This window comes from Stenotrophomonas sp. TWI1151, from assembly GCF_039673135.1.
GTDB lineage: Bacteria > Pseudomonadota > Gammaproteobacteria > Xanthomonadales > Xanthomonadaceae > Stenotrophomonas.
Genome location: NZ_JBDJLA010000018.1, coordinates 1 through 22,202 on the forward strand (window position 1 = coordinate 1; position 22,202 = coordinate 22,202).

General features: G+C 66.9%; 19 protein-coding genes. 3 read left to right on the forward strand and 16 right to left on the reverse strand.

Annotated elements, in window-relative coordinates:
• Window positions 1–253: 253 nt before the first annotated feature.
• The 3 genes from ABE422_RS17165 to ABE422_RS17175 are packed head-to-tail and all read right to left on the reverse strand — an operon-like array spanning window position 254 to window position 4,925.
• On the reverse strand, window positions 254–1,693 hold the full coding sequence (locus ABE422_RS17165; protein WP_346483396.1) for a TolC family protein: 1,440 nt from the start codon (window positions 1,691–1,693) through the stop codon (window positions 254–256).
• Complete coding sequence (locus ABE422_RS17170) at window positions 1,690–3,660, reverse strand: MacB family efflux pump subunit (protein ID WP_313211681.1); 1,971 nt, start codon at window positions 3,658–3,660, stop codon at window positions 1,690–1,692. The genes ABE422_RS17165 and ABE422_RS17170 overlap by 4 nt, the downstream gene beginning before the upstream one ends.
• On the reverse strand, window positions 3,657–4,925 hold the full coding sequence (locus ABE422_RS17175) for an efflux RND transporter periplasmic adaptor subunit (protein ID WP_313211683.1): 1,269 nt from the start codon (window positions 4,923–4,925) through the stop codon (window positions 3,657–3,659). The genes ABE422_RS17170 and ABE422_RS17175 overlap by 4 nt, the downstream gene beginning before the upstream one ends.
• Window positions 4,926–5,097: 172 nt before the next feature.
• Here ABE422_RS17175 and ABE422_RS17180 point away from each other — a divergent pair, with 172 nt between their 5' ends.
• From ABE422_RS17180 to ABE422_RS17190, 3 genes are all read left to right on the forward strand, one after another.
• Complete coding sequence (locus ABE422_RS17180; RefSeq protein ID WP_121041545.1) at window positions 5,098–5,826, forward strand: response regulator transcription factor; 729 nt, start codon at window positions 5,098–5,100, stop codon at window positions 5,824–5,826.
• Window positions 5,823–7,241 (forward strand): ATP-binding protein, encoded by a 1,419-nt coding sequence (locus ABE422_RS17185; protein ID WP_313211684.1) that lies wholly within the window; start codon window positions 5,823–5,825, stop codon window positions 7,239–7,241. The genes ABE422_RS17180 and ABE422_RS17185 overlap by 4 nt, the downstream gene beginning before the upstream one ends.
• 208 nt (window positions 7,242–7,449) lie before the next feature.
• Complete coding sequence (locus ABE422_RS17190) at window positions 7,450–10,422, forward strand: two-component regulator propeller domain-containing protein (protein ID WP_313211686.1); 2,973 nt, start codon at window positions 7,450–7,452, stop codon at window positions 10,420–10,422.
• 6 nt (window positions 10,423–10,428) lie between these two features.
• Here ABE422_RS17190 and rnt read toward each other — a convergent pair whose 3' ends face one another.
• The 13 genes from rnt to ABE422_RS17255 form a co-directional block, all read right to left on the reverse strand.
• Window positions 10,429–11,016: a ribonuclease T gene (rnt, locus tag ABE422_RS17195; RefSeq protein WP_088433103.1), complete on the reverse strand. Its 588-nt coding sequence runs from the start codon at window positions 11,014–11,016 to the stop codon at window positions 10,429–10,431.
• Between the two features lie 111 nt (window positions 11,017–11,127).
• On the reverse strand, window positions 11,128–11,637 hold the full coding sequence (locus ABE422_RS17200; RefSeq protein ID WP_346483397.1) for a DoxX family protein: 510 nt from the start codon (window positions 11,635–11,637) through the stop codon (window positions 11,128–11,130).
• Window positions 11,638–11,661: 24 nt separating this feature from the next.
• Window positions 11,662–12,417: a putative DNA-binding domain-containing protein gene (locus tag ABE422_RS17205; RefSeq protein WP_313211688.1), complete on the reverse strand. Its 756-nt coding sequence runs from the start codon at window positions 12,415–12,417 to the stop codon at window positions 11,662–11,664.
• Entirely contained in the window at window positions 12,410–13,282 is an 873-nt protein-coding gene (locus ABE422_RS17210; protein WP_346483398.1) for a DUF692 domain-containing protein, read from the reverse strand. The genes ABE422_RS17205 and ABE422_RS17210 overlap by 8 nt, the downstream gene beginning before the upstream one ends.
• Window positions 13,269–13,643: a hypothetical protein gene (locus tag ABE422_RS17215; RefSeq protein ID WP_313217755.1), complete on the reverse strand. Its 375-nt coding sequence runs from the start codon at window positions 13,641–13,643 to the stop codon at window positions 13,269–13,271. Before ABE422_RS17215 ends, ABE422_RS17210 begins: the two co-directional genes overlap by 14 nt.
• A 295-nt stretch (window positions 13,644–13,938) precedes the next feature.
• Window positions 13,939–14,646 carry a phosphate signaling complex protein PhoU gene (gene phoU, locus ABE422_RS17220; RefSeq protein ID WP_152151802.1) on the reverse strand — a complete coding sequence of 236 codons (708 nt, stop codon included), beginning with the start codon at window positions 14,644–14,646 and terminating at the stop codon, window positions 13,939–13,941.
• A 65-nt stretch (window positions 14,647–14,711) separates the two neighbouring features.
• Window positions 14,712–15,542 carry a phosphate ABC transporter ATP-binding protein PstB gene (gene pstB / locus ABE422_RS17225; RefSeq protein WP_313211720.1) on the reverse strand — a complete coding sequence of 277 codons (831 nt, stop codon included), beginning with the start codon at window positions 15,540–15,542 and terminating at the stop codon, window positions 14,712–14,714.
• 19 nt (window positions 15,543–15,561) lie between these two features.
• Window positions 15,562–16,428 carry a phosphate ABC transporter permease PstA gene (gene pstA / locus ABE422_RS17230; protein WP_313211691.1) on the reverse strand — a complete coding sequence of 289 codons (867 nt, stop codon included), beginning with the start codon at window positions 16,426–16,428 and terminating at the stop codon, window positions 15,562–15,564.
• Complete coding sequence (gene pstC / locus ABE422_RS17235; protein WP_313211692.1) at window positions 16,428–17,396, reverse strand: phosphate ABC transporter permease subunit PstC; 969 nt, start codon at window positions 17,394–17,396, stop codon at window positions 16,428–16,430. Before pstC ends, pstA begins: the two co-directional genes overlap by 1 nt.
• Before the next feature lie 109 nt (window positions 17,397–17,505).
• Entirely contained in the window at window positions 17,506–18,597 is a 1,092-nt protein-coding gene (pstS, locus tag ABE422_RS17240) for a phosphate ABC transporter substrate-binding protein PstS (RefSeq protein ID WP_313211694.1), read from the reverse strand.
• A 302-nt stretch (window positions 18,598–18,899) separates the two neighbouring features.
• Window positions 18,900–19,919, reverse strand: coding sequence for a phosphate ABC transporter substrate-binding protein PstS (gene pstS / locus ABE422_RS17245; protein ID WP_070471808.1), 1,020 nt, complete (start codon window positions 19,917–19,919; stop codon window positions 18,900–18,902).
• A 123-nt stretch (window positions 19,920–20,042) separates the two neighbouring features.
• Window positions 20,043–20,822, reverse strand: a complete 780-nt coding sequence (locus ABE422_RS17250) for a hypothetical protein (RefSeq protein WP_313217759.1) — start codon at window positions 20,820–20,822, stop codon at window positions 20,043–20,045.
• Between the two features lie 103 nt (window positions 20,823–20,925).
• Entirely contained in the window at window positions 20,926–22,137 is a 1,212-nt protein-coding gene (locus tag ABE422_RS17255) for an OprO/OprP family phosphate-selective porin (protein WP_313211697.1), read from the reverse strand.
• Window positions 22,138–22,202 lie beyond the last annotated feature (65 nt).

The window sequence follows — 22,202 nt, forward strand, 5'->3', positions numbered from 1 at the left end:
ATCGATAGCCGACCAACGGTCGGCTCTACGTGGTGCATCGATAGCCGACCAACGGTCGGCTCTACGTGGTGCATCGATAGCCGACCAACGGTCGGCTCTACGTGGTGCATCGATAGCCGACCAACGGTCGGCTCTACGTGGTGCATCGATAGCCGACCAACGGTCGGCTCTACGTGGTGCATCGATAGCCGACCAACGGTCGGCTCTACGTGGTGCATCGATAGCCGACCAACGGTCGGCTCTACGTGGTGCATCAGCCCGCGCTTCCCCCCAGCGCCTTGAACAATGTCACATCGTTGATCAACTGCCGCTGGCGCACGGAGGCCAGTGACAGCTCGGCATCGCGCCGGGTCTGCTGCGCTTCCAGCCAGGTGCGCAGGTCGGTGGCGCCGACCCGGTAGCGCACTTCATACATCCGCTCGATCTCCACCGCTTCGTCGTAGGACGCCTGCGAGGCCGCCACCTGCGTGGCGAACTGGGTGCGCGCCGACAGGGCGTTGTCCACTTCCGACAGCGCGGTGTACAGCGTGCGGCGGAACCCGTTGGCCGCGATCTGGTAATCGGTGCCGGCCAGCCGGGTGTTCAACTGCGCCTGGCGCACATTGAGGAACGGCAACGACAGCCCGGCACCGAGGGTGGCCACCGGGTTCTTCAGCACGTCGGAGAGCGAGGTGGCGCCGGTACCGACGCTGCCGGTCAGGCTCAACGCCGGGTAGTACTGGGTAGCGGTGACCTTGATGGTCTTCAGGCTGTTGCGCAGGCGCAGTTCGGCGGCGCGCAGGTCCGGGCGGCGGCCGAGCAGATCGGCCGGCAGGCCTTCGGCAACCACCGGGCTGCCCACACGCTGCAGCTGCTGCGGCTCCTCGGCCAGTGCCAGCGGCTGCCCATCCAGCAGCACCGTCAGCGCATTGCGCGCGGCGACGCGCTGCTGCTCCAGTGCACTCTGCGCGGCGCGCTGGGCCTCCAGGCTCTGGGCCGCCTGGCGCACTTCCAGGCGCGAGACCGCACCGGCATCGAAGCGCGCCTGGACCAGCTCGCGGGTGCGCTGCAGGCGCTCCAGGTTGGCCTGGCCGGCGGCAATGGACTGGTTGAGGAAGGCCAGCGTCCAGTACTGCGTGGCCACGTCGCTGATCACCAGCAGCGCGGTGTTCTGCAGGTCTTCCTGGCTGGCCTGGGCTTCCCACTGGGCGATGTCACGCTGGGTGCGCAGGCGCCCCCACAGGTCGATCTCCCATTGCAGGGACACGCCGGCCGAACTGCCGCGGTTCCAGTCCGCGCTTTGGTCGATGGGGCGGTTGCCGCTGCTGCTGACGCTGCCCGAGGGCTGCGGCCACAGCGCGTTGTCGGCCAGACCGGCCTGCAGGCGCGCGCGCTGCACGGCCAGCCCGGCCGAGGCCAGGTCCGTATTGGCGGCCAGGGCGCGATCAATCACGCGGTCCAGGCCGGGGTCACCAAACTGGGTCCACCAGGCATCGCTGCGGACATCGGCCGTCGCCGCATGCGGTTGTTCGGTCACCGCTTCGGTGGGGGTGTTCAACGTGGCATCGCCACGGCCATAGGTCGCAGGGACCGCCGGTGCATCGATCGGGTAGCGGCCGGTGCTGACACAGGCCGACAAGGCCAGTGCGGTCACGCAGGCCAGGACCAGTGGACGCAGCGAAGCGGGGTGCAGCAGAGCAGGAGAAATCTTCATTCGCGCGCCAGCGCCTCCACGGGATCAAGTTGGGCGGCATTGCGCGCCGGCAGAAAACCAAACGCCACGCCGATCAGGCTGGAGCAGGCAAAGGCGGCCACGATGGATGCGGTCGAGAACAGCATCTGGAAGTCCGGCGCGAATTTGCCGAACAGCCAGCCGACCACCAGGGACAGGCCGACGCCGAGCAGGCCGCCGAGCAGACACACCAGCACCGCCTCGATCAGGAACTGCTGGCGGATGTCGCTCTGCCGCGCGCCGACCGCCATGCGCACGCCGATCTCGCGGGTCCGCTCGGTCACCGAGACCAGCATGATGTTCATCACGCCGATGCCGCCGACCAGCAGCGCGATCGCGGCGATGGCGCTGATCAGCAGGGTCATCGTGCGGGTGGTCTGCTCGATGGTCTGACGGATCTCGGCACTGTTGCTGAGGAAGAAGTCCTCGGTGCCGTGGCGCATGATCAGCAGCTTGGAGATGGCCGCCTGTGCGGCATCCATCGGGGTGGCGTCATCCACGCGCACGGTGATGCTGGACACATGGCTCTGGCCGAGCATGCGCGACATCACCGTGGTGTACGGCACCCACACGCTCAAGCTGGTACTGCCACCAAAGCCGAAGCTCTGCCGCTGGGCCACGCCGACCACGCGCACCGGCACGTTGCCGAGCAGGATCACCTGGCCCACCGGGTCTTCGCCGTTGGGGAAGAACTGGGTGCGGGTGTTCTCATCGATGATCGCCACCTGGGCCAGGCTGCGCACCGCATCGGTATCGAAGAAGCTGCCGGCGATCAGGGTGACGCCCTTGACCCGGAAGAACTGCTCGCCCACGCCGTTGACCTGCGCGGTAGCCGATTGGTTGCGGTAGCGCGCAGTCACCGAGGAGGACACGCTGGGCGTGGCGCTGTCGATGTAGCTCTGCCGCCCCAGCGCATCGGCGTCGCTGGCCTTGAGGGTCTGTACCCGGGCCGAGCGCATGTCGCCGAAACCGCGGCCGGGATACACGTCGATCGTGTTGGTGCCCAGCGCGCTGATGTTCTGCAGGATCTGCTGCTGCGAGCCATTGCCCATCGCCACCACCGAGACCACCGAGGCGATGCCGATGATGATGCCGAGCATGGTCAGGAAGGTGCGCAGGCGGTGGGCATTCATCGCCAGCAGGGCCATGCGGAACGCTTCGGTGAAACGATCCCGCGCAGCCCGCCAGCTGTGGCCCTTGCCGGCAGCCACGGTCGGCTGGCGCTGCGCGCGGTAGCTCGGCGCCTTCGGATTGATGCGGTCGGCGATGATCTCGCCGTCGCGGATCTCGATGATGCGCTGGGCGTGTTCGGCCACGCTCATGTCGTGGGTGACGATGATGATGGTGTGGCCCTCGGCATGCAGCTCGCCGAGGATGCCCATCACCTCTTCGCCGGATTTGGTGTCCAGTGCGCCGGTCGGCTCATCGGCAAGGATCACCTCGCCACCGTTCATCAGCGCCCGCGCAATGGAAACGCGCTGCTGCTGGCCACCGGAGAGCTGGCCAGGTTTGTGGTTCATGCGGTCGCCCAGGCCGAGCCGCTGCAGCAGCTGTTCGGCCCGCGCGGTACGCACCGGGCCGGGGCTGCCCGCATACACCGCCGGTACGGCCACGTTGCCGCGCGCATCCAGATCGCCGAGCAGGTGGTAGCGCTGGAAAATGAAGCCGAAGTGTTCGCGGCGCAGCTCGGCCAGTTCGTCCGGCTCCATGCGGCCGGTCTCGCGGCCGGCCACCTGGTAACTGCCGCGCGTCGGCCGGTCCAGGCAGCCGAGGATGTTCATCAGCGTGGACTTGCCCGAGCCGGACTGGCCAACGATGGCGACCATCTCGCCGGCCGCGATGTCCAGATTGACGTCGCGCAGCACAGCGATCGTTTCATCGCCTGCCGGGAACTCCCGGCGCAGGTCGCGCAGCCGCAGCAGCGGCGTGCCCGTCGAGGCGCTGCTCATCGGCGCGGCCCACCCATGCCGGGGCCGCTGATCCGCACGCCGCCGCCGCCGCGGTTGCCGCTGCCGGCGCCCTGCGCGCCGCCGCCTTCGCCCACGATGACCTTGTCGCCTTCTGCCAGGCCGGACAGCACTTCGGCAGTGGCGCCGTTGTTGATGCCGATCTTGACCTTGCGCGGCGTGGGCATGCCATCGGCATCGGCCACACGCACCATGTACTGCCCGTCACGGGTTTTCGGGCCGAGCGCAACGGCCGGGATGATCAGTACGTCCTTGGCCTGCTTGAGCATCACCGAGACCTGCGCGGTCATGTCGATGCGCAGCGTGCCGTCCGGGTTTTCCACGTCGAACAGCGCGTTGTAGTAGACCGCGGTGCTGGAGCTGGAGCTGGACGAGCTGGAGCTGGACGAGCTGTCATTGGCGATCGAGGCCGGTGCCGGGTTGATCTGGCGCAGCGTGGCGTGGAACTTGCGGTCCGGCTCGCCCAGCGTGGTGAAGTACACCGGCATGCCGGCCTTGATCTTGACCACGTCCGCTTCGGAGACTTCCGCATTGACCGTGACCAGGTCCAGACGGGCCAGCATCACGATGGTCGGTGCGGTCTGGTTGGCGTTGACGGTACGGCCCTCTTCGGCGACCACCGCCACCACGGTGCCGTCCATCGGCGCGGTGATGCGGGTGTAGGCCAGGTTGGCGCGGGCGGTGCCCAGTTCGGTTTCGCGGCCGGTGATCTGTGCATCGAAGGACTGGATCTGGGCGCGCGCGGTCTTGAGCTTGGCATCGGCCGCATCGAACTCGGCGCGCGAGGTGGCCTCGGCGGCGAGCATCTGCTGCTGGCGCGCGAACTCGAGCTCGGCTTCACGCAGGCTGGCCTGCTGCACCGCGCGCTGCGCCTTGACCTGGTCCAGCGAGGCCTGGGCGTTGAGCACCTGGTTCTGCTGGGTGGTGGCGTCGATCTCGGCGATCAGGTCGCCTTCCTTGACGCTATCGCCGAGCTGGACCTTCAGCGATTTGATCTGACCGGAGGCCTGCGCACCCACGCTGACCAGCTTGTAGGCATCGATAACACCGGTGGCTTCCACGGTCTGTTCGATATCGCCACGGCTGACCGGCGAGGTCGCCAGGGTGGGTGCGGCCGGCTTGCGCAGCATCCATGCCACAATCGCGGCGATCAGGACGAGCACCACGAGCAGCAGCAGGAGGCGAGCACGGCGGGTTCTGGGCAAACGGGGCTTCACGATGATCGTCAACTCGGCAGGCCGGTGCATCGGCGTTGTCAGCATTGTGAAGATCGTTCATTGCCGGCTCAATGCTCGCCGTGTACCAAGATGTATCCCTGCGGTGCTCAACACGTTTCGTTGTGTATCTGCATCACCCTTTGAAACAGACGTACGCAAACCAGGAGATGCGGTTCAGCTCCCGACAGGGGATGATCACCGCATGGAGACTGCCAACAGCATGCACAGACTGCTGATCGTCGATGACGACAACGATATCCGCCAGCTGCTCGCCGAGCAGCTTGGCCGCGCCGGCTACCTGGTGAGCACCGCCAGCGATGGCCAGGGCATGCGCCAGCTGTTGGAGCGCGAACACGTCGACCTGATCGTGCTCGACCTCAACCTGCCGCGTGAGGACGGCCTGACCCTGTGCCGCGATCTTCGCGCGCGCTCGAGCACACCGGTGATCATGTTGACCGCGCGCAGCGAGCCGATCGATCGCGTGCTCGGCCTGGAGATGGGCGCCGACGACTATCTGGCCAAGCCGTTCGAACCGCGCGAGCTCCTCGCCCGCATCCGCAACGTGCTGCGCCGCACCGAGGCGTTGCCAGCCAACCTGGAGCCGCTGGCGATCCGCCGTGCGCGCTTCTCCAGTTGGATATTCGATCTCGAACACCGCCATCTGGTCGATCCCGATGGGCGCGTGGTGGTTTTGTCCGGCGCCGAATTCCGGCTGCTGCGGGTGTTCGTCGGGCATGCCAACAAGGTGCTGTCGCGCGAACAGCTGGTCTCGCTGAGCAGCGGCCGCAACTACGAATCGCAGGATCGCGCCATCGATCTGCAGGTCAGCCGCCTGCGCAACAAGCTGGCCGATGATGGCGGCAGCGATGGCCTGATCAAAACCGTGCGCAACGAAGGCTATGTGCTTGCGGCGGCTGTCACCCTGGAATGAAACGCCTGCGCCACTTCTTTTCCTCGATGGTGGGGCGACTGTTCGTCATCCTGCTGCTGGGCATGAGCGTGGCCGCGATCGGCGCGACCATGCTGGCCAGTACCAAGCGCCAGCAGGAGTTCGAGCGGCAGAACCTCAACCGCATCGCCGACCGCCTGCAGGGGTTCGTGAATCTGCTGGACGGCAATCCCGAGCTGCGCCAGCGGCTGCTCACCAGTGGCGGGCCGAGTGTGCGGCAGCTGCCGGAGGGGGCACGCATCGGCCGACCCGATGCCGCGCTGATGGAGATCCTCGATGACCGGCCCGGCCCGGTGGCGAGCAGCCAGGTGGCTTTCACCTCCTTCCGCTCCTGCCTGCCGCGGCTGCCGGAGCTGCTGCCGCCGCCACCGCGCGACAAAGAAAAGATGCGGCACCCGCCGCGTGAGCGCGACCCGGCCTTCATCCCACCCAAGTGCCGCGTGGTCACGCTGCAGCTGACCGATGGCACACCGCTGCGGCTGGCGCTGGATTCCCCCGCCGTCGCGCACAATGGTGTGCTCGCCGTGGACCCGTTGTTCCTGACCTTGCTGGTCGTGGCGATCGCGATCCTGGCCTACATCGTGGCGCGGATGGCCAGCGCCCCGCTGCAGCGGTTGGCCGATGCCGCCGCCGCGCTGGGCGATGACCTGCAGGGCGCCCCGATGCCCGTGACCGGTCCGTTCGAGGTCCGCCGGGCCGCGGAGGCGTTCAACGCCATGCAGAAGCGGCTGCAGCGCCACCTTGGTGAGCGCACCCAGATGCTGGCGGCGATCACCCATGATCTGCAGACACCGGTGACGCGCTTGCGGTTGCGGCTGGAGAACGTCACCGATGAGACCTTGCGTGAACGCCTGATCGCCGATCTCGGCGCGATGCAGGCGCTGATCCGTGAAGGCCTGGAGCTGGCCCGCAGCGCCGAGAGCGCTGAACAACGTGCCGCGCTGGACCTGGATTCGCTGCTGGAGAGCATCGTCGAAGATGCCGCCGAAGCCGGCGCCGATGTCCATTTCGAGCAGCCCAGCGGGGCGGTGCTGATGCTGCGCCCGTTGGCGATGCACCGCCTGTTCTCCAACCTGGTCGACAACGCGGTGATGTATGGCCAGAGCGCACGCGTGCGGGTGGAGCAGGCCGGGCAGGACGTGGAGGTGCGCATCCGCGACAGCGGCCCCGGCCTGGCCGAGGACGAACTGGAAGCGGTGTTCGACCCGTTCGTGCGGCTGGAGACCTCGCGCTCGCGCCAGACCGGTGGTGCCGGGCTGGGGCTGACCATCGCCCGGGCATTGGCCGAAAAGGACGGCGCGACGCTGCACCTGCGCAACCATCCGCAGGGCGGGCTGGAAGCGATCGTCCGCTGGGCCGCGCCGGCGCGGGCGGCGGCGGGGCCACGCGGGGGCTGACGCTGGTCCCCCAAACCGAAAGGATTTGCCTACTATGGGCATCTCTTTCCAGCGTCTCCTCCATGAGAGCGTACGACTCTGCCAGCCATCGCGCTGGTGCACGGCCGTTCCCCCCATGCACACGGCGCCTGCCCAAGGTTGATCCATACGGATGAGCGATCGGGGGGGCAGGATCCGGTGGCGGCCGGCACACGTGAAGTTCTTGGGCATGCCAACGCTGCAGGCGGCAGCGCTATGGCTGTTGCTGCTGTGCGCGCTGCCATGGTCGCTGTCGGCGCAGGATGGGCCGCCGCCGCTGCGCGATTACGCCATCGACGTCTGGACCTCGCGCAACGGGCTGCCGCACAACTCCCTGCGTGATATCGCGCAGACGCCCGAAGGGCACCTGTGGTTTGCGACCTGGGAGGGGCTGGTCCGGTACAACGGCCTGGACTTCACCGTGTTCGACCGCAGCACCACCCCGGGCCTGCGCGACAACGGGGTCGGGGCGTTGCTGGTGGACCGCAGTGGCGGCTTGTGGATCAGTGATTCGCGCGGCAACGTGACCCGCCGGGGGGCGGATGGCCGCTGGCAGGTGTGGGAACACCGCGCCGACACACCGCAGGTGCTGATCCAGGCCATGCAGATGGACAGCCATGGGCGCCTGTGGCTGCTGTACGAAGGCAAGGGGATTGCCAGTCTGGGCCCCGACGGTACCTTCGATTACCAGGCGCCACCGGCCGACGTGCCGTTGGCGATGAGCTTCACCAAGCTGGTCGTGGATGCCCAGGACCGGGTCTGGGTCGGCACCCTGGATGGCCTGGTGGTGCGCGACAACGACGGGGTCCTGCGCCGGGCACCGGAGAGCTTCGGTCTGGGCCGTGGGCTGGTCTGGCCCTATCGTGCGCCGGATGGCGTGATGTGGGTGGTGGCCAGCGAGCGCATCTACCGCATGCAGGATGGCGTGCCTTTGCTGCAGCATCGCCTGCCCGGCGCGACCCACATCACGGCCATGCTGCAGGACCGCCACGGCGACCTGTGGCTGGGGACCGAAAACCAGGGCCTGCTGCGGCTGTCCCGGCACGGGCTGGAGCGGTTGCCGGCCGGGCTGTCCTTGCCCGGCGGGCGCGTGGTCAGCCTGCGAGAAGACGCCGAAGGCAGCATCTGGGTAGGCGCCAACGGTGGCCTGTATCGCCTGCGCGAAACCCTGTTCAGCAGCTACACCGAACGCGACGGGCTCAGTGGTGATTACGTCCGCACCGTCTTCGAGGATCGCCAACGGCAGCTCTGGATCGGCAGTGCGCGCGGGCTTGATCGCCGCGATGCCCAGGGAAACTTCAGTCCGGTGCCGCTGCGCAACAACGTCGGCAAGAGCCCCTCGGTGCTGAGTCTGGCCCAGGACCGTGACGGTGATCTGTGGGTGGGGACCTTCGGCGATGGCATCTTCCGGGTCGGCGAGAACGGGCAACCGCGGCGGACGTACGGCAGCGCCGACGGCCTGTTGGGGGGCAACATCCGCGCGATCAGCATCGACCGTGACGGGGTGATCTGGGCCGGCACCCAGAAAGGCGTGGTCCGCATCGTCGCCGACAAGGCCGAGCCGGTGGCCTTTCCCGGCATGCCCACCGGGCTGACCACCGCGCTGGCGCACGATGCCGAAGGCGCCCTGTGGATCGGCACCATCGAGGGCATCCGCGTGTTGCGCGGCAACCGCGTGCAGGTGATCGATCTGGAGGCACTGGGTGGTGGCCGCAGCGTGTTCGGCTTCCAGCAGATCGGCGATGCGATGTGGGTCAGCACCGATCGCGGCCTGTACCGCTACCAGGAAGGCAAGCTGGCACGGGTCGGCCTGGAGCAGGGCATGCCGGTGGATACGGTCTTCCAGCTGATTCCCGATCGCGTGGGCAACGTCTGGATCAGCAGCAACCGCGGCGTACTGCGGACCGACATGGCCATGCTCAACGCCGTTGCCGACGGGCGTGCCGCACGGGTCGAGGTCGAGCATTACAACGAGATCGACGGCATGGCCAACTCACAGGCCAACGGCAGTTCCGGCCCCTCGGCAATCCTGCGCCAGGACGGCACCTTCTGGGTGGTCACGGCCGGCGGGCTGAGCACCGTCGATCCACTGCGCCTGCAGCGTTTCCGTGAGCGCCTGGCGCCACCGGCGGTGATCGAGACCGTGCTTGTCGATGGCGTGCCACTGCACTGGCAGGGCAGCGACCACAACACGATCCCGGGCGGGCGACGCCTGAGCGTGAGCTATGTGGGGCTGAGTTACCTGCTTTCCGAGCGCATCCGCTACCGCACCCGCCTGGAAGGACTGGACAAGGGCTGGGTCGAGCGTGGCCAGCAGCGCAGCGTGGAATTCATCGGCCTGCCGCCGGGCGACTACACGCTGCACGTTTCCGCCGCGCATCCAGGTGGCGTCTGGAGCGACAGCGAAGCGGTCTGGGAATTCACGGTGGAGCCGTTCCTGTGGCAGCGCCACAGCGTGCAGTTGATCGCCGCGCTGTTGTTGCTGGCTGGGCTGGTGGCGCTGTACCGGTATCTGATCAACCGCTACAAGGCCAGCAACGTGCGGCTGGCGCGGATGGTGCAGGAAGCCACGCTGGATCTGCAGACCCAGACGGTCAACCTGCAGGCACTCAATCAGGAAAAGACCGAACTGGCCGACCGCCTGGCGGTGCAGGCCGAGGCGTTCGAGCGGCAGGCCCGTGAAGATGCGCTGACCGGTCTACCGAACCGGCGTGCATTCGATGAAGCACTGGCGCGCGATTTCGCCCGTTCGCAGCGCAGCCGCCACCCGTTGTGCCTGGTGGTGCTGGACATCGATCACTTCAAGGAAGTGAACGACCGGCACAGCCATTCGGTGGGCGACGTGGTGCTGGTGGAAGTGGCGCGTCTGTTGGCCTCGGCCTGCCGCGATTCGGACATGCCGGCGCGGACCGGTGGCGAGGAATTCGCGCTGCTGCTCAACGACACCCGCCTGGATGAGGCGGCCCAGGTCTGCGCGCGCCTGCGTGGGTTGTTCCATGATCATCCGGACTGGGCCGGTATTCCGGGCCTGAACGTCACCTTCAGCGCCGGTCTGGTCGAACTGGACGCTGCCGACCGCACGCCGATGCTGCTCTACCAGCGCGCCGATCGCGCGCTGTACCGCGCCAAGAGCGAAGGGCGCGACAGGACCGCTATCGGGTGATGCTGCTCAGGGGCGCGGCCAGCTGTTGGCGACCTTGCAGAACAGTTTGGCGGTCTGCTCGGTGTCGTACACCGCGCTGTGCGCTTCATCGGCATCCCAGCCCAGCCCGGCGGCGGTGGCGGCGCGTGCCAGTACGGTCTGCCCGTAGGCGATGCCGCCGAGGGTGACGGTGTCGAACACGCTGAAGGGATGGAACGGGTTGCGCTTGTGGCCGGTACGATTGACGGCCGCATTGACGAAGCCCAGATCGAAGTGGGCGTTGTGCCCGACCAGGATCGCGCGCTGGCAACCGTACTTTTTCATCGCCGCCCGGATCGGGGCAAAGATGTGGTCCAGCGCATCGCGCTCGACCTTGGCCAGCCGGAACGGGTGATCCAGAATGATCCCGGTGATTTCCAGCGATTTGGGATCGATCTCCAGGCCTTCGGCCGGCACCACGTGGGCGCTGGCGGTCTGGCCGGGATAGAGCAGGCCGTTCTCGTCCATCTCGATCGGAACGGCGGCGATCTCCAGCAGGGCGTGGCGATCAGAATCGAATCCACCGGTCTCCACGTCCACCGCCACCGGCAGGAAGCCGCGGAAGCGGGTTGCCATCAAGCGCTGGGCAGCAGCGGGCAGTGCGTCGGCAGCAGCCGGCGCGTCGGAGCGGGGGAGGTCGTCAGTCATCGCACCAGTTTAGCAGAGCGGCCTGTACCCCCCCTGCGCTCAGGCCAGGGCAGGGGGACGCCCGCGGCCGCGGCGCAGCAGGTGATCCAGGCTCAACGGGCCCGCGCCCTGCACGGCCAGAGGCAGCAGCATGGCCAGGAACAGCAGCGGCAGTTTGAAGTTGCCAAAGCCCTGATCGGTGATGACATAGCCCATCGCCAGCTCGGCCAGACCATCCCAGTGCATCGGCCAGTGCACGGCGGCGGTGGCGACCACGGTCAGCACGAGCAGGCAGCTGGCGGCCAGGCGGGTCCCCAGCCCGAACAGCAGGCAGACTGCGCCAACCAGCTCGAACCAGGTGGCCAGCTGCCAGTTGAGGGTGGCCGGCAGCTGATCGAACGGAAACGGGAAGGCCTGCTGCAGGTCCTCGAACCAGTTCTGGCCACGCAGTTTTTCACGGCCGGACTCGAAATACTCCCAGCCCATCAGCAGGCGCAGGCCGAGCGGGGCCAACCACGGGCCGAGGCGATCCAGCCGGTCGCGCAGGGCGAGCAGGGGCGGTGACTTCATCGATGCGATTCCTGTGTGGAAGGGTCAGGTGGCGGGCGCAGCGGGCCCGATCACGCCGTTGTCGTGGAATTGGCGCAGCAGGGCGGCGCCGGGCAGGCGCAAGGCATCGGCCGCCATGCCGTGCGTCTGCGCGAGCTGCTGCAGGTAAGTGGCCCCTGTGCTGCCGGGGTGCTGGCCGATCTGCTCCAGCAACCGTGCGGCCATGGGGCTGACCACGGCGAAGCGGACCTGGCCATCAGGGTCGCGCCGGACCAGCAGCCCGGTCGGCTCGGGGGCCGGCTGGGAAGGCGCGTCATCGGCGCCGAGCCGATGCACCGGCCACTGATAGAGCAGTGGCCAGGCCAGCGGCGAGCGCTGCAGCGACGCGTGCATGGGGTCCATGCCCGGTGAGGGCGGCAGGGGCTGCGCGTCCAACTGGTAGAGGGCCGTTTCCACCCACTCGTAATGGGCCAGTTCGGCCAACGCCGGGTGCGGCAGCGCGGCTTGATGGTGCAGCCACTGCACGAACTCGGCGGCCAGTTCGGTGAACAACGGCGTCTGCGCCGGGTGGCCGGCAAGGAAGCGCCGGACCAGGGTGGCCCACGCCGTGTCACCCAGCAGCTGGACGCATACCGGGAAACCGTTGCCGAGCAGCCCCAGTACAGTGTTGAAGACCAACCGCTGGTAGATGGCCAGCCGGCGCGGGTCCATGCCCTCGGGTGCGGCGATATGGTCCGGGTCGCGCAGATGCGCGGTGAACGCTCTCTGCTGTGCGTGCAGGCGCGCCGGGGCGTCAGTCATGTCCGTTCCCGGCATGGGCGGCCATCAGCTGGCGGATGTGCTGCAGTTCGCCGCGTAGTTCGGCATACGGCGGAAAATTGAAATCACGTTCCAGCAGCGTCGGGCGTGCACCGATGCGCGCATAGGTGCGGGCGAGCAGGTCCCAGACCGGATCGATCACCGCGCTGCCATGGGTGTCGATCTTCAGATCGGGCGCCTCGTCCAGATGGCCGGCGACATGCAGGCACACGATGCGGGCGGCCGGCAGCCCGGCGATGAACGCATCGGCGTCGTAGCCGTGGTTGCAGGCGTTGACGTAGACATTATTGACGTCCAGCAGCAGATCGCAATCGGCCTCGGCCAGCACGGCATTGGTGAAGGCCAGTTCGTCCATGGCCGGTTCCGGGGCGAGGTAGTAGGACACGTTCTCCACGGCAATGCGCCGGCCCAGCAGGTCCTGCACGCGGGCGATGCGTGATGCAGTGTGGCGTACGGCCTCGTCGGTGAAGGGGATCGGCAGGAGATCGTAGAGGTGACCTTCATCACTGCAGTAGCTCAGGTGTTCGCTGTACAGCGGCACGTTGTGCCGCGCCAGGAAGCGTCCTACCTGTTCCAGCAGCACGGTATCCAGCGGCGCGGTGCTGCCCAGCGAGAGCGACAGCCCATGGCAGGTCAGCGGGTGGCGCGTGGCCAGTTCGGCGAGTGCGTCGCCGGCCGGCCCACCGATACCGATCCAGTTTTCCGGCGCGCATTCGAGGAAGTCGATATCGCCGGCGGGCGCGTCACGCAGGTCCTGCAGCAGGGCGCGGCGCAAACCCAGTCCGGTCGCCGCCGCAGGCAGCGGCGACCGGGCCAGGCCAGTGGCGAAGGCGTCAGTGCTTGGCACCGCACTTGCCTTCGCCGCATTTGCCTTCCGCTGCCTTCTTGTCGCCAGCGGTCGTTGCCTTGGCGCCGGCAGCCTTGCCCTTGTCGGCGCCGCACTTGCCTTCCCCGCACTTGCCTTCGGCGGCCTTGGCACCGGTGGTCGCGGCCTTGTCGCCTGCCTTGGTGCCGGCCTTGTCGCCATGCGCACCGCACTTGCCTTCGCCACACTTGCCTTCGCCGGCCTTGGTCGCTGCCTGGCCAGCCACCAGGTAGCCTTGGGCCAGCTCGGTCATGCTCAAGGCGGATGCCGAGGCGGTGACGCCCAGGCCTGCGGCCAGCGCAGTGGCCGCCAGCAGGGACAGCGAACGGGTGGGTGTGCTCATCGGGTAACGCTCCTTGGAATGGGCCGGGGCCCGGGATGGCTGCGTGGGGGCAGCAGGTGCGGCCATGGTGGCCCGGCCCGGCTCATCGAATCCTCACACAGGATTCAACGTTTCGTGAAGTGCAGTGCCGCATTCCTCAGCGGCAAGTGGGTCGGCCGCTTCGGGGCCCTGACGCTCGCGTCAAGGCTCGAACGGAGACACCTGCAGCGCCCTCACCGAGCCAGGACTTTCCAGTCACAAAAAAAGCCGCCACCCGAAGGCAGCGGCTTTTGCGTTCCACTTCGGAAGCACGCGCTCAGACGTGATCGGTACTGCTGGTCTCGTCGCGCTTCTCGCGCGGCGGCAGCGCCTGCTCGCCATGCACCAGGAACCACACGTTCTCGGCGATGTTGGTGGCATGGTCGCCCACGCGCTCCAGGTTCTTGGCCATGAACAGCAGGTGGGTGCACGGGGTGATGTTGCGCGGGTCTTCCATCATGTACGTCAGCAGCTCGCGGAACAGCGCGGTGTACTGCGCGTCCAGGCGGGCGTCATCGTCGCGCAGTTCCAGCGCCGCGGCGGCGTCGTTGTCGCGGTAGGCCTCGATCGCGCGGCGCACCTGCTGTGCGGCCAGTCGGCCCAGGGCGCGCAGCCCCTGGATCTGCGGCAGCGGTGGCACCTTGCTCAGGGCGATCGAGCGCTTGGCCACGTTGGCGGCGTAATCGCCGATGCGTTCGATGTCGGCCGGAATGCGCAGGCCGGCCAGGATCTCGCGCAGGTCACGTGCCATCGGCCCGCGCAGCGCCAGGCGCATCACGTCGTGGCTGATGTGCTGCTCAAGCTGGTCGATGGCTTCATCGTTGGCGATGATGCGCTGGGCGGCGTTCTCGTCGCGCTTCTCGATGACGTCCATGGACGCCTCCAGCTGCGCGACGGCCATCTCGCCCATGCGCACGATCTCGGCCACCAGGCGCTGCTGCTCTTCGTCGTAGCTCTTGACGATGTGGTCGTTGGGAAGATTCATGGTCTGCAATCCGGGTAGAGCCAGGCCGTGCCTGGCTGGGACATTTGGTGAGGGAACAGCACCGATCAACCGAAACGACCGGTGATGTAATCCTCGGTCTGCTGCTTGTTGGGCTGCGAGAAGATCACTTCGGTGCGGTCGTGCTCGATCAGGTCGCCCAGGTACATGAAGGCGGTGTAATCGGACACGCGCGCGGCCTGCTGCATGTTGTGGGTCACGATCACGATCGTGTAATCGTGCTTGAGCTCTTCGACCAGCTGCTCGATGCGGCTGGTGGAGATCGGGTCCAGCGCGGAGGTCGGCTCGTCGAGCAGCAGCACGTCCGGGCGCAGGGCCACGGCGCGGGCGATGCACAGACGCTGCTGCTGGCCACCGGACAGGCCCAGCGCGCTCTGGTTGAGCTTGTCCTTCACCTCGTCCCACAGTGCGCCCTGGCGCAGGGCCTGCTCGACGCGATCGGTCATCTCCGACTTGGAAAGCTTCTCGTGGTGGCGGATGCCGTAGGCCACGTTCTCGAAGATGGTCATCGGGAACGGCACCGGCTTCTGGAACACCATGCCGACCTTGCTGCGGAGGCGGTTCATCGGGTACTTCGGCGAGAGGATGTTCTCCCCGTCCAGCATCACTTCACCCCGCGCTTCCAGCTTGGGGTACAGCGCGTAGATGCGGTTGAAGATGCGCAGCAGGGTGGACTTGCCGCAACCGGAGGGACCGATCAGCGCGGTGACGCGCTTTTCCGGAATCTCCAGGTCGATGCCCTTCAGCGCATGGAACTTGTCGTAGTAGAAATCCAGCCCGCGTGCGGCCAGCTTGATCGGCGCCGGGGTGTGCAGGCTTTCATGCGAAGCCGGGACCACGATGCGCTGCATCGGCACGGCGTTGGAGAGATCGTTCATGGCGATGTCCGTGGAAAGGTCAGTCATGGGAGATACGGTTGCGCAGCAGGATGCCGCGCGCGGAAAGGCTGACCAGCAGCACGAACACGGTCAGCACCAGCGCGCCGGCCCAGGCCAGCACCTGCCAGGATTCGTAGGGGCTGCCGGCAAACTGGTTCATCACCACCGGCACCGAGGCCATCGGCTGGAACACGTTGCTGTTCCAGTACTGGTTGCCGAAGGCGGTGAACAGCAGCGGGGCGGTTTCACCGGAGATGCGGGCCAGCGCCAGCAGGATGCCGGTCACGATGCCGGCGGCGGCGCTGCGGTACAGCACCTGCACCGTCACTTTCCACTGCGGGATGCCCAGCGACAGCGCCGCTTCGCGCATCTGCGAAGGCACCAGGCGCAGCATTTCATCCGTGGTCCGTACCACCACCGGCAGCACGATGAAGGCCAGCGAGAGCGCACCGGCGAAGGCCGAGAACTGGCCACCGGTCTGCATCACGTACAGGGTGTAGACGAACAGGCCCAGCACGATCGACGGCGCCGAGAGCAGGATGTCGTTGACGAAGCGGACCACCGTGCCGGTCTTGCGGAAGTTGCCGTACTCGGCCAGCCAGGTGCCGGCCAGCACGCCGAGCGGCGTGCCGATGGCGATGGCCAGGCCGCACATCACCGCGCTGCCGAAGAAGGCATTGGCCAGGCCGCCTTCCTGCATCGGCGGTGGGGTCATCTTGGTGAACAGATCCAGGTTGATGCCGGCCAGGCCCTTGGAGGCCAGCGTCCACAGGATCCAGCCGAGGAAGAACAGGCCGAACAGTGCGGTCAGGCAGGACATCAGCAGCGCGACCACGTTGACGATGCGGCGGCGCAGGTACAGCGGTTGGGCGTTGGCGGTGGACATCAGTTGCCCTCCTTGCGGGCCAGGCGCATCAGCATCAGGCGGGCGATCGCCAGCACCACGAAGGTCACCAGGAACAGCACGAAGCCGAGCAGCAGCAGTGCCGAACGGTAGGTCTCGGTGGCTTCGCCGAAATCGTTGGCAATCAGCGCGGCGATGGTGGTGCCCGGTTCGAGCAGCGACGGCGACAGGCGCACGCTGTTGCCGATCACGAAGGCCACCGCCATGGTTTCACCCAGGGCACGGCCGAGGCCGAGGAAGATGCCGCCGATCACCGCCGAGCGGGTGTAGGGCAGCACGATGTCCCAGCTCACTTCCCACTTGGTGGAGCCCAGCGCATAGGCCGATTCCTTCAGGCGGGTCGGCACGGTCAGGAACACTTCGCGCATCACCGAGGAGATGAAGGGGATCACCATGATCGCCAGCACGAAGCCGGCGGTGAGCACGCCGATGCCCAGCGGCGGACCCTGGAACAGCGGGCCGATGATCGGCAGCGTGCCCAGGTGATCATTGAGGAACGGGGTGACGTACTCGGTCATCACCGGGACCAGCACGAACAGGCCCCACATGCCGTAGATGATCGAGGGGATACCGGCCAGCAGTTCGATGGCGGTACCGACCGGGCCACGCAGCCAGCGCGGGGCGACCTCGGTCAGGAAGAAGGCGATACCGAAGCTCACCGGCACCGCGATGACCATCGCGATCAGAGCCGTGACCAGGGTGCCGTAGATGGGCGCGAGGGCGCCGAATTTGTTTTCGACCGGATTCCATTCGGACGAATAGAAGAAGCTCAGGCCCTGCTCCTGCAGGGCATGGCGGCCGCCCCACAGCATCGAGAGCGCGGCGCAGGCCAGGGCGACCAGCACCAGGATGACGGTGGCGATCAGGACCCACCGGAACAGTTTGTCATTGCGGGCGTCACGCAGGTCGCGGGTGGACGGTGCGGGAACAGGCTGGGCGATGGCATTCATGGGAAAGGCGGGGGCCCAAAATTAGGTGGGGTAGTGCCAGGCCATGCCTGGCAGAACGGTGTCATGGCGCCACACTCCGGACCCGCGCAATGCGCGGGTCCGGTCTGGATCACTTGAATTCAGCCGCCCAGTACCCTTCGATCTGCGTGACCAGCTCGGCCGGCAGCGGCACGTAGTGCAGTTCGTTGGCCTGGGTCTGGCCCTTCTCGAAGGCCCACTTGAAGAACGCCAGGGTGTCCTTGCTGCGCTGGGCATCCTTGGGCTGCTTGTGCATCAGCATGAAGTTGGTGGCGGTGATCGGCCATGCCTGGTCGCCCGGGGCATTGGTGATGACCAGGTTGAAGTCCTTGGCGCTGGCCCAGTCGGCGCTGGCGGCTGCTGCGGCGAAGGTTTCCGCGCTCGGCTGCACCCAGTTGCCGGCGGCGTTCTGCATCGAGGCGTACGGCATGCCGTTCTGCAGCGCGTAGGCCAGTTCGACATAGCCGATCGAGCCCTTGATCTGCTTCACGTACGAGGCCACGCCTTCGTTGCCCTTGCCACCCACGCCGTCCGGCCACTGCACCGAGGTGCCTTCGCCGACCTTGCTCTTCCAGTCCGGGCTGACCTTGGACAGGTAGTTGGAGAAGTTGAACGTGGTGCCCGAGCCGTCCGAACGGTGGACCAGGGTGATCTTGCCGTCGGGCAGTTTGACGCCCGGGTTGGCGGCGACGATGGCCGGGTCGTTCCAGGTCTTGACCTTGCCCAGGAAGATATCGGCCAGCAGGGCGCCGCTCAGGCGCAGCTTGCCGGCTTCCAGACCGTCGATGTTGACCACCGGCACCACGCCACCGATCGCCGACGGGAACTGGCCGAGGCCGGCCTGGGCCAGCTCTTCGCTGCTCAGCGGCTTGTCGGAGGAACCGAAGTCAACGGTGCCGGCCTTGATCTGGGCGATGCCGCCACCGGAACCGATCGACTGGTAGTTGATCTTGGCGCCGGTGGCGGTGTTGTAGTCGGCCGACCACTTGGACACCAGCGGGAAAATGAAGGAGGCACCGGCGCCGGAAATCTCGGCGGTCAGGCGATCGCCAGCGGCCGGAGCGGCAGCGGGCGCATCGGTGGCCGGCGCGGCGGCCTGGCCTTCAGCGCCCGGCTTGCAGGCGGAAAGACCCAGCGCGATGGCCAGGGAAAGGGCGGCGATGCTGGCCGTGTGCAGTTTCATGCGTCACTCCATAGCGGGATAAGGGCCGGTCTTTCCGGCGACGCGACTATGAAATGATGTTTTTGTTACAGCTTGATGACGCCGTGACCGAGCGCACGCAAAGCCTTGCGGCACAAGGGTCGGGCGTTTTGCGGCAGGCAACAAAAAGGCGCGGAACCTTGCGGTCCGCGCCCGATGGCGCCGGAAGGGGAGAGAGGTCCTTCCGGCGCCATTGCACTGTCCGGTGGGTTGCGTCGGGGGCGACGCGTACCGACCAACGGTCGGCACCTACCGGCAGGTCACCACCGTGGGTGGTGACTTCCTCAATACTTCAGGTTCTGCGACCAGTAGGTCTCGATCTGCTTGACCAAGGTGTCCGGCAGCGGGACGTAGTCGAGCTGCTTGGCCTGCGCATCGCCGCTCTTGTAGATCCAGCGGAAGAACTCTTGGGTGGCCTTGGCGTTGGCGACGTTCTTGGGCTGCTTGCGGACCAGGATGAAGTTGGTGGCGGTGATCGGCCACGCATCGGCGCCCGGGGCGTTGGTCATGACCAGGTAGAAGTCCTTCGCGCTGGCCCAGTCGGCGCTGGCAGCAGCGGCGGCGAAGGAGGTGTCGCTCGGAAGCACGATCTTGCCCGAGGCGTTCTTCATCGCAGCGTAGGACATCTTGTTCTGCAGCGCGTAGGACAGTTCGACGTAGCCGATGCCGCCCTTGATCTGCTTCACATACGCGGCAACGCCTTCGTTGCCCTTGCCACCGATGCCGACCGGCCACTGGACCGAGGTGCCTTCACCGACCTTGGTCTTCCACTCCGGGTTGACCTTGGAAAGGTAGTTGACGAAGTTGAAGGTGGTGCCCGAACCGTCCGAGCGGTGCACGACGGTGATCTTGCCGTCGGGCAGCTTCACGCCCGGGTTCAGCGCGGCGATCGCCGGGTCGTTCCAGGTCTTGATCTTGCCCAGGAAGATGTTGCCCAGGGTCGGGCCATCGAGCTTCAGCGCGCCCGGGGCAATGCCGGCCACGTTGATCACCGGGACCACGCCGCCGATCACCGACGGGAACTGGGCCAGGCCGGCCGCCGCCAGTTCTTCCGGCTTCAGCGGGGCATCGGAGGAGCCGAAATCAACGGTCGCCGCCTTGATCTGGGCGATACCACCACCGGAACCGATGGACTGGTAGTTGACCTTCTTGCCGGTCGCGGTGCTGTAGTCGGCCGACCACTTGGACATGACCGGGTAGATGAACGAGGCGCCCGCGCCGGTCACATCGGCGGCGTTGGCGGCGAACACGGACGACGCGGCGAGGACGGCAACAGCGGCGCGCGACTTGAAGGCGTGGATCACGGGGTGGCTCCTGGGATGGATGAAGGTGCGGGGTGTCCCGCCCGGTGCTCATTCCATAACGGTTCGATGACAGCGCAGCGTCTGTCATATGACCACCTCGTGACACGCCTTCTGGAAGGGGTGTCACAACGGCTGCAGCGCCTCCGGGACCGCGTAGCGGCGGCCGTCGAAGCGCAGCACGTGGCGCTCGCCTTCCACCGGCGTGTCCTGGTCGCGGCAGCTGTCACCGTCCATCCAGCTGTGCGTGGTGACCCGTCGCTCGCGCAGGATGAGGTCGGCCAAGCCGTGTCTGCCTTTGGGCCCAACGGCCACGGTGCGCGTCACGTCGATGGAGTCGCCGGCGCAGCGGGTATCCCACTCGGCCTGGAAGCGACGCAGCACCATCGCTGGGCCGAGCGTGCGCAGCGTGTCTGCCTGCACCGCCAGCAGATGCACCTGTTCTTCGCTGAACGGATTGGGCCCGGAGCCATTGCGCCGCTTCACGCGCAGGCCGAAGGCGAGGGTGTCCGGCGCAAGCTGGTAGCGCGCGGTATCCAGGTGCATGCCATCGAAGAAGATCGCATCGCTGTCGAGTGCGCCGAGCAGCACCGCCCATGCGCGCGTGGCAAGGGTGTCGGTATCGATCACCAGTACCTCCACATCGCCATCGCGGGAGTCGTTGTTGCCGCCGTCGCGCCAGACCGGCGTGGCCACCAAGGTCAGCTCCGGGCGTGCCGGCCATCGGCGGCAGACGCTGGCGGCGATGTCGCGTGTGTAGCCGGCGCGGTCGGGCAGCACGTTGGGTGCCCGGACCGTGTAGGCCTCCTGCGCTGCCGCCTGGGCGTCATGGCAGTCCTGGGCTTGGGCGGGCAGGGCGGCGGCACTGCACGCGGCGGCCAGCAACAGCGAGAGTGCGATACGCATCGGGTCCATCCATGGGGCGAGGGGCGCACAGCATACCCGCGGACGAACACGAAAAAAGGCGCAGCCGAAGCTGCGCCTTTGTGTCACACGCGTACTGCAGGGCTTACCAGAAGAACTGCAGGCGCGCTTCGAGGATGTTCGGATCGTCGTTGACGAACGTGCGCGCGGTCGAGCTGTACTTCTTGCTGTCCACCATCACGTAGTTCAGCGCGAACTTGGTGTTGGAGCGCCAGTAGTAGTTCACGCCCACGGTCCAGATGTCCATCTTGCCGCCCAGCACGCCATCGACGATCGGCGGGCGACCGGCCACCGGGTTCGCCGACAGATTGCCGTCGTTGAGGTCCATGTGGTCGTAACGCGCACCCAGCTGCCACATGCCGCGGCCCGGCTCATCCGGCAGGCCGGTGGTCGGGGTGCCGCCCTTGTAACCCCAGGTCTCGCCGCTGATGTTCCACAGGCCGCTGACGTAGTAACCGTCGCTGCTGTAGTTGTCGTGCGAGTAACGCTTGGCCTTGCTGGTGTAGTACTCGGCCTGGGCCTTGAACGGGCCGCCGATGTACATCGCTTCGGCACCGATCGTGCTCACGCGGTCGGTGTCCACCATGTTGCCGCTGTCGACCAGGCGCGCGGTGGCCAGGTCGGCGTTGGGACGGGCACGCACGCGCAGGGTGTCGGCGTCGGTGTCGTAGTCCACATAGCTCAGGCCGAAGTGCAGGACCTGGCCCTTCTCATTGATCGGGGCCCAGGTGCCACGGGCGCCGTAGCCGCTGCCGTGCGCGAGGTTGCGGGTCAGTTCGCGGCCGAAGCCGCTGGCGGTGACGGACCAGTTGTTGTCACCGATGCTGTAGGCGCCACCGAGGCGGCGGGCCACGGCGTAGGTATTGGTGACCGCGGCCTTGGAGATGAAGTCGTTGTTCTTGGTGCTGGAGAGTTCTTCCAGGCTGTTGGGCTGCTTGAACTGGCCGAACTGCACGAAGTGGTTGGCGTTGCCGGCCAGCTTGTACTTCAGGTTGGTGTCCAGGAACTTGTCGGCCTTGGCGTCGTAGCCCACCACCCATTCCACGTTGCCCGGGCCCTTGCCCTTGAGCACCAGCTCGGCGCGGCGCAACTCGAATTCGCTGTTCTTGCCGTTGCCGGCATCACCGCCGTTGAGGTCGGTCACATCGTTGTCGAACCAGTTGCCGTCGGCCTGGACCAGGCCCTCGAACGTGATTTCCGAACCGCCGATCACATCGATGGCCACTTCAGCGTGAGCGGCCGGAACGAACAGCGCAGCCGCCACGGCCGCAGTAAGAAGTTGGCGATGCAGTTTCATGGAAGGAGCCTTGCAGGCAGGTGGGAAGATGCTGCGCAGGCTAATTAGTGAAGATTGCGTAAATG